The sequence below is a fragment of the Micromonospora xinjiangensis genome, assembly GCF_056150165.1.
This window is the reverse complement of record NZ_JAXCFO010000012.1, coordinates 153060-160455: the sequence shown is the minus strand read 5'-3', so window position 1 is coordinate 160455 and position 7396 is coordinate 153060. Positions and strand designations below refer to the sequence as shown.

The window sequence follows — 7396 nt, the reverse complement described above, 5'->3', positions numbered from 1 at the left end:
GAGGGTCACGGCGCGACCTCCGCGCGTACACCCCGGCTGCGCCACCAGCCGCGTACCCAGTGGGTGACCGCCAGCGGCGGGATCAGCGCGCTGGTGAGCAGCATCGTGGTGATCTCGTCGGCCGAGCGGGGGCCGGGCGCGATCCGGGCCCGCGCGAACTCGGCGGTGCCGGCCGCCCAGGCGAGGGCGGCGAGCCCGGTCGCCACGCCGAGCGCCCGGCGGGACCCCGTGGGCCGGGCCGGCCGGGCACGCAGGGCCGTGCCGGCCAGCGCGAGGACTCCCGCCGCGGTGACCGCGGCGTGCCGGTGCCGCCGGCCCGGCGGCAGCCCCAGGTCGGCGCGCCAGTCCGGCCCGTACAGCCGGCGCAGGAGGGCGTCGTCGGCGTTGCCCCGCTGGGTGCGCAGGCTGATCCAGCGGCCCTCGGGGCGTACCGGATGGGTCACCACCCGCCGGCCACGGAGCAGCTCCCAGCCGGCGCGGCGCACCCGGTGGGCCAGCTCCGCGTCCTCCCGGTAGGCGCGCGGGAAGCGTTCGTCGAAGCCGCCGACGGCGGCGAGCGCCGCCCGGCGGTAGGCCATGTCCGCGGTGATCCACTCGCCCTCGGCGAGGCCCGCGGTGCTCCGCTCCCAGTCCGTCGGCCGCCGGTGCGCCGGCAGCGGCACGCGCACGGCCCCCTGCACGCCGCCGACCCGGTCCCCGACGGCCAGGTCCGCGACCAGCCGCCGGGCCCAGCCGTCGGTGGGCACCACGTCGTCGTCGAGGAAGACCACCCACGGTCCCCGGGCCGCCCGCCAGCCGACGTTGCGGGCCGCCGCCGGCCCGGCGCCGTGCCCGCGCAGCACTTTGGCGTACGCGGCCAGCGCCCCCGGCACCGCCAGCTCACCGGTCGGGTCGCGCCGGTCGTCCACCAGCAGCACCTCCACGGCGGGCAGGTCGTCGAGCTGCCCGGCGAGGGTCTCCAGCAGCACCGCGAGGCTGGGCCGACCGACCGTCGGCACGACGACGCTGATCACCGGCCACCGCCCAGCGCGCCGCGGCGCACCGCGAACGGGCCGAGCGCGAGCAGCTCCACCGGGGCCGAGCCGAACAGCTCCATCGCCTCGCGGGGCGTGTCCACCATGGGTCGCCCGGCGGTGTTGAGCGAGGTGTTCACCACCACGGGCAGGCCGGTGAGCCGTTCGAACTCGGCCAGCAGCTCCGCCACCAGCGGCTCGGTGTCGGGAGAGACGGTCTGCACCCGGGCGGTGCCGTCCACGTGGGTGACGGCCGGGATACGGTCCCGCCAGTCGGGCCTCACCCGGTGCACGAAGAGCATGTACGGGCTGGGCAGCTGCCCCTCGAAGATCTCGGCGGCCCGCTCGGCGCGGACCATCGGGGCGATCGGGCGGAACTGCTCCCGGCCCTTGACGTCGTTCATCCGGCGGGTGGTGTCCGGGTCGCCGGGGTGGGCGAGCAGCGACCGGTGCCCGAGGGCGCGGGGGCCGTACTCGCTGCGTCCCTGGTACCAGGCGACGATGCCGTTGTCGGCCAGCACCCGGGCCGCCTCGGCCGCGATCGACTCCGGTCGCGTGTACGGCAGGGCGGCCCGGCGCAGCTCCGCCTCCAGCTCCTCGTCGGACCAGCCGCGGCCGAGGTCGGCGCCGACCATGGGAACGGGCCGGTCACCCAGGCCACGGGCGACGTGCAGCGCGGCGCCGAGCGCCGTCCCGGCGTCGCCGGCGGCCGGCTGCACCCACACCCGGCGGTACGGGCCCTCGGCGGCGATCCGCGCGTTGGCGACGCAGTTCAGGGCCACGCCACCGGCCAGGGCCAGGGTCGACGGGCCGCCGGACGCGTCGTGCAGCCAGCGGGCGAGGTCGAGGATCACCTCCTCCAGCCGGGCCTGCACGCTCGCGGCCAGGTCGGCGTGGTCCTCGGTCATCTCGCCGTCGGGCTCGCGGGCCTTGGCGAGGCTCGACCAGTCGATGCGCTCGACGGTGAACCCGCCGTCGTCGCTGGCGTGGACCAGCTCCCGCAGCGCGCCGAGGTGCCGGGGCCTGCCGTAGGAGGCCAGCGCCATCACCTTGTACTCGTCGCTGGAGTGCAGGAAGCCCAGGTGGCGGGTCAGGTCCTCGTAGAGCAGGCCGAGCGAGTGCGGCAGCTCCTGCGTACGCAGCGACCGCAGCCGGCCGTCGTCGTACCGGCCCGCGAGGTGGCTCGCCACCTCACCGCGCCCGTCGAGGACGAGCACCGCGGTGTCGTTCCCGGCGTCCGGGGCGGCCAGACCGGCGGACGCGGCGTGCGCGACGTGGTGGGGGACGAACCGGACCTTCGCCGGATCCAGCCCGGGCAGGGCGGCGGCGAGGAACTGCGGGGCCCGGTTGGCGTACTCGACGCGCAGCCAGTCCCACGGATCGGCGAGGCCGAGGCGCTCGGGCTCCCGGCAGAGCGAGGGGTCGAAGGAGTAGGCCACGGCGTCGAGGTCGTCGACCGTGAGGCCGGCGCTGGCCAGGCACCAGGCGGCGGAGAGCTCCGGCAACTCCCAGGCGGAGAAGGGCACCGGACGCTTGCCGTGCTTGCGGCGGCTGAACCGCTCCTCTTCGGCGGCGGCCACCACCCGTCCGTCGACGACCAGGGCGGCCGCCGGGTCATGGAAGATCGCGTTGATACCGAGGACCCGCATGACACAGGTCCGTACCCTCGACTTCTCCCCCTAACCTCTAGATCATCGACTTCTCCCGGCCATCCGCTGTGGAGAATCGGCGGCGGGTCGACCGCGGATACCCTGGGTGTTCGTCGCGTCGCCCACCGTTGCCGGGCGGTCGTGATCCGGGCCAGCGACACCGGCCCACCGGGAGAGGGGGAAGGGATGTCCGGCCGACGCGTCTCGCATCCGGTGTTCGCCCGCGTGTTCGCGAGGGCCAGCGTGAACATGGACCGCGCCGGCGGCGCCGCCCACCGGCACCGCCTGGTGGCCGGTCTGCACGGGACGGTCGTGGAGGTCGGTGCGGGGAACGGACGTAACCTCGCGCACTACCCGGCCACGGTGACCCGGGTTCTCGCCGTCGAGCCGGAACCGCGGCTGCGGGCCGCGGCCCGGGCCGCTGGGCCCGCGTCACCCGTGCCGGTGACGGTGGTCGCCGGGCTGGCCGAGGGGTTGCCGCTCGCCGACGGTGCGGCCGACGCCGTGGTGGTGTCGCTGGTGCTCTGCTCGGTGGCCGACCAGGTGGCCGCCCTGCGCGAGGCACGCCGCGTGCTGCGACCGGGCGGCCGGTTGCGCTTCTTCGAGCACGTCCGGGCGGAGTCGCCCGGCCTGCGCCGGGTCCAGCGCGCCGTCGACGCGACCTGCTGGCCGCTGCTGTGCGGCGGCTGCCACACCGGCCGCGACACCCTGGCGGCCATCGCCGCCGCCGGTTTCACCGTCACCGAGCTGGACCGGTTTCGCTTTCCGGCCACCACGGTGCCGGGCCCGGCCGCCCCGCACGTGCTCGGCACGGCGGTCCGGGGGTAGGCGGGCCGGGGACGCGGGCCCGCCGGCCGGGACGACGCGGTCGTGGCGATGGTGGCCGCCCGCGCGGCGACGGGCCCCACCGGCGGCGGCGGGACCCGTCGCGCGCCCGGTGTCAGGAGACCGTGACCGACCCGTTGGCGGCGCGGACGCAGGAGACCGCGCGGGCGGTGGTGGCCGCGGCGCCGGCGAGGCACTGCCCGAGCACCTGGTGTCCCGCCGCGTTCGGGTGCCACGACTCCTGGCAGGTCTGGAAGTACGTGGCGCAGGTGTTCGCGATCCGCTGGATGGCGATCTTGTCCTTGCCGGAGAGGCTGGTCACGAAGGTGCCGTTCGGCGGGTCGTCCTGGAGCCGGATCGGGGTCGCGAGGGCGCCCGTGGGGCTGGACGCCGACTCGCAGAGGCGGGCGCCGTCGAAGGCCCGTTGCACGTTCAGGTAGACCAGGTCGGCGGTGGGGAACTCGGCGGCCAACGTGTCCCGGGTGGACTTCACGAGGGTGCCGAGGCCCTGCGAGAAGCGGTGGCCGGGCAGCAGGCTCGCCCGGTGGATCGGGCAACCGGCCGCGTACCTCTCGGCGCCGAGCGCGCGGAACTTGTCCCGGGTGTCGTCCCGGCTGTCCTCCTCGTGGAAGCTCGAGTAGAGGTCGAACGGGAGCGGATTGGTGTAGTCCTGGAAGACCACGCGGTGCTGGCCGTCGGCGTCCACCTGGTCGAGCGTGGTCAGCAGCTGGCGTACGGCCGTGACGGTCTCCGTGGTCGCCGCGCTGAACTGCGCCGCGGTGGCCAGGTCGGCGTCGGTGCACGGCTGCTGCGGGACCGGGCCGTTGAGGTAGGCCCAGAACTCCCACCAGCCCGTCCAGGCGTCGGCGATGAACCGGTTGGCGCACTTCTCGGCCACGTTGCCGAAGGTGAACGAGCTGTTGTTGGAGCCGAGGCCGACCAGGACGAGGTCGATGTCGTGGGTCTGGGCGACCGCGCGGAGCTGGTCGAGTTGGCTGGCGACCTGCCGGCCCTTGGCCCGCTGCGCCGAGGCCGTGGCGATGTCGTGGGGCTGCCCGCCGGAGCAGGCGAGGTTGAACCGGGCCTGGATGCCGGGCAGCGTGGCCCGGTGCAGCGAGGCGTTCGCCGAGCGGTGGCAGAAGTACGCGTTGCTGTTCGGCGCCGTCCAGCCGGGGAAGCCCTGCGCGACGCCGTTGACGTCGACGACCGGGGCGTACGACCCGGCGCCCTCACCGCTGACGAAGCTGTCGCCGAGGGCTACGGCGGCGGTGGGCAGCGCGGCGGAGGCGGGAGCCGGCAGCCCGACGGCCGTCGACAGTGCGGCCGTGGCGACGGCGAGCGCCGCCAGCAGGGTGGTACGACGGAATCTGGACATGCGCCCTCCATCAACCCAGGGAAATATGAAAGATCCTCCGAGAGCGCGATCAGATCACCTCGTTGTCACGGACGTCAATCCCTCGATGCCCGCTTCCGCGTCCCCAGCGGTCCCGTTGGTCACAGCGGGCGCACCGGCCCCCGCAGTCACCGGGGGCGGGTCGCAAGCCCCGCGCCCGGGCGTCGTCCGGGTCCGGCTGCGGGCCGGTCCCGCCGGCGCCCCGGCCGGAATCCGGTGCCACCAGCGGGTGTTGCACCTGCGGGCGCCGCGTACCGTACCGGCCGTTCCCCGTGTCACCGCCGCCGCCGTTCGGCGCGGCGGGTCGCGCGGGGTTGTCGGGGCCTCCGGCTAGGCTCGCTGCGGCGCGCCGCGCCGGCGCGACCGCCGGTGAGCGGCACCACACCGCCGAGACCTGGGAGTACGACCCGTTGACCGCAGATCCTGAGACCCTGTACGGGGCCGACGACCTCACGCACCTCGAGGGGCTGGACGCCGTCCGGAAGCGGCCCGGCATGTACATCGGCTCCACCGACAGCCGTGGCGTGGGTCACCTCGTCAACGAGATCCTCGACAACTCCACCGACGAGGGTGTCGCGGGTCACGCCACCCGGGTCGAGGTGACGCTGCACGCCGACGGCTCGGTGCAGGTCGACGACGACGGCCGGGGCATCCCCACCGACGTCCACGCCCGGTCCGGCCTCTCCGGCGTCGAGCTGGTGCTCACCCGCCTGCACGCGGGCGGCAAGTTCGGCGGCTCGGGCTACAAGACCTCCGGCGGCCTGCACGGCGTGGGCGCCTCGGCGGTCAACGCGCTCAGTCGCCGGTTCGACGTCACCGTGCGTCGGGCAGGCAAGATCCACTCGATGTCGTTCCGGCACGGCGTGCCCGGCATCTTCGACGGCGACGGTCCGGACGCCCGGTTCACCGCGGGCCCCGGCCTGCAGGTCGTCGGGGCGATGAAGCGACGCCAGCCCACCGGCACCTCCATCCGCTGGTGGCACGACGCCCGCTACTTCGAGACCGGCGCCGCGCTGGATGTCGACGCCGTCCGGATGAAGCTGCGCAACACCGCCTTCCTGGTGCCGGGCGTCACCTACGTGCTGCGCGACCTCACCGGCGCGGAGCCGGTCGAGGAGACGTTCCACTTCCCCAACGGTCTGACCGACATGGTGGAGTTCCTCGCCCCGGCCGGCGACCGCCCGGTCTCCGGCACCCTGCTGGTCACCGGGGAGGGCACCTACCGGGAGAACGCCGCCGACGCCAACGGCGTCATGCAGTCCAACGTCCAGCGGCGCGCCGAGATCGAGATCGCGTTCCGCTGGGGCACCGGTTACGAGCGCACCGTCGAGTGCTTCAGCAACACCATCCGCAACGCCCACGGCGGCACCCACCGCAAGGGCTTCGAGCGGGCCCTGGCGCGCACCCTGGCCGACGCGGCCCGCAACACCCGGGGTCTGCTGCGGGCCAAGGAGGACGCGCCGACGCTGGACGACGTCCTGGAGGGGATGACCGCCGTCGTGCACGTGCGGATCCCCGAGCCGCAGTTCACCTCGCAGACCAAGGACGAGCTCTCCACGGCCGGCATCACCAAGGTGGTGCAGCAGGTGGTGGAGCAGCACCTGAAGTCCTGGCTGGAGGACCGCAAGACGCGCGCCGAGGCGCGCACCGTGCTTCAGAAGATCGTCGACGCGGCCCGCGTCCGCCTCACCCAGAAGCAGCAGAAGGACGCCGCCCGCCGCAAGACGGCGCTGGAGGGCGCGTCGATGCCGGCGAAGCTGGTCGACTGCCGGGCCACCGGCATCGACCGCAGCGAGCTGTTCATCGTGGAGGGTGACAGCGCGCTCGGCACCAGCCGGATGGCCCGCTCGTCGGAATACCAGGCGCTGCTGCCGATCCGAGGCAAGATCCTCAACGTGCAGAAGGCCAACCTCCAGCAGGTGCTGGACAACGCCGAGTGCGCCGCGATCGTCCAGGTGCTCGGCGCCGGTTCCGGTCGCACGTTCGACCTCTCCGCGCTGCGCTACGGCCGGGTGCTGATCATGGCCGACGCCGACGTGGACGGCGCGCACATCCGGACGCTGCTCATCACGCTCTTCGCCCGCTACATGCGTCCACTGATCGAGGCCGGTCGGCTCTACGCGGCCATGCCGCCGCTCCACAAGATCACCACGAAGGGGCGCAACCCGCAGACCGTCTACACCTACACGCAGGCGGAGATGGAGGCGACGGTCCGCAAGCTGGAGAAGGCCGGCAAGCAGGTCGTGACGCCCATTCCGCGCTTCAAGGGCCTCGGCGAGATGGACGCCGACGAGCTCTGGGAGACCACGATGAACCCGGCCACCCGGGCCGTCCGCCGGATCACGCTGGACGACGTCGACGCCGCCGAGCGGATCCTCGACCTGCTCATGGGGGAGAAGGTCGAGCCGCGCCGCAACTGGCTCATCGAGTCGGCCGACCTGGTCGACCGCGAGGCGATCGACGCGTGAGCCGGCACGACGCGAGCACGGGCACCGGGTCCACCCGAGGGGAAAGCT

The 7396-nt window shown here is 74.3% G+C and carries 5 protein-coding genes; 2 read left to right on the top strand and 3 right to left on the bottom strand.

Features of this window, described 5'->3' with window-relative positions; genetic code table 11:
* Positions 1 to 5: 5 nt before the first annotated feature.
* On the bottom strand, positions 6 to 1013 hold the full coding sequence (locus tag SM573_RS29140; RefSeq protein ID WP_474614869.1) for a glycosyltransferase family 2 protein: 1008 nt from the start codon (positions 1011 to 1013) through the stop codon (positions 6 to 8).
* Positions 1010 to 2662: a carbamoyltransferase family protein gene (locus SM573_RS29135; RefSeq protein ID WP_474614870.1), complete on the bottom strand. Its 1653-nt coding sequence runs from the start codon at positions 2660 to 2662 to the stop codon at positions 1010 to 1012. Before SM573_RS29135 ends, SM573_RS29140 begins: the two co-directional genes overlap by 4 nt.
* A 186-nt stretch (positions 2663 to 2848) precedes the next feature.
* Here SM573_RS29135 and SM573_RS29130 point away from each other — a divergent pair, with 186 nt between their 5' ends.
* On the top strand, positions 2849 to 3490 hold the full coding sequence (locus SM573_RS29130; protein WP_474614871.1) for a class I SAM-dependent methyltransferase: 642 nt from the start codon (positions 2849 to 2851) through the stop codon (positions 3488 to 3490).
* Between the two features lie 112 nt (positions 3491 to 3602).
* Here SM573_RS29130 and SM573_RS29125 read toward each other — a convergent pair whose 3' ends face one another.
* A complete protein-coding gene (locus tag SM573_RS29125; RefSeq protein WP_474617512.1) occupies positions 3603 to 4862 on the bottom strand; it encodes an SGNH/GDSL hydrolase family protein in 1260 nt (419 codons plus the stop codon).
* Positions 4863 to 5290: 428 nt separating this feature from the next.
* On the opposite strand from SM573_RS29125, the gene SM573_RS29120 reads away from it, so the two are divergent.
* Positions 5291 to 7348, top strand: a complete 2058-nt coding sequence (locus SM573_RS29120) for a DNA gyrase/topoisomerase IV subunit B (RefSeq protein WP_474617511.1) — start codon at positions 5291 to 5293, stop codon at positions 7346 to 7348.
* Positions 7349 to 7396 lie beyond the last annotated feature (48 nt).

Coding starts and splice junctions, on each gene's coding strand:
- SM573_RS29125 (WP_474617512.1), bottom strand. CDS start 4,862: ATGTCCAGATTCCGTCGTACCACCCTGCTGGCGGCGCTCGCCGTCGCC.
- SM573_RS29130 (WP_474614871.1), top strand. CDS start 2,849: ATGTCCGGCCGACGCGTCTCGCATCCGGTGTTCGCCCGCGTGTTCGCG.
- SM573_RS29135 (WP_474614870.1), bottom strand. CDS start 2,662: ATGCGGGTCCTCGGTATCAACGCGATCTTCCATGACCCGGCGGCCGCC.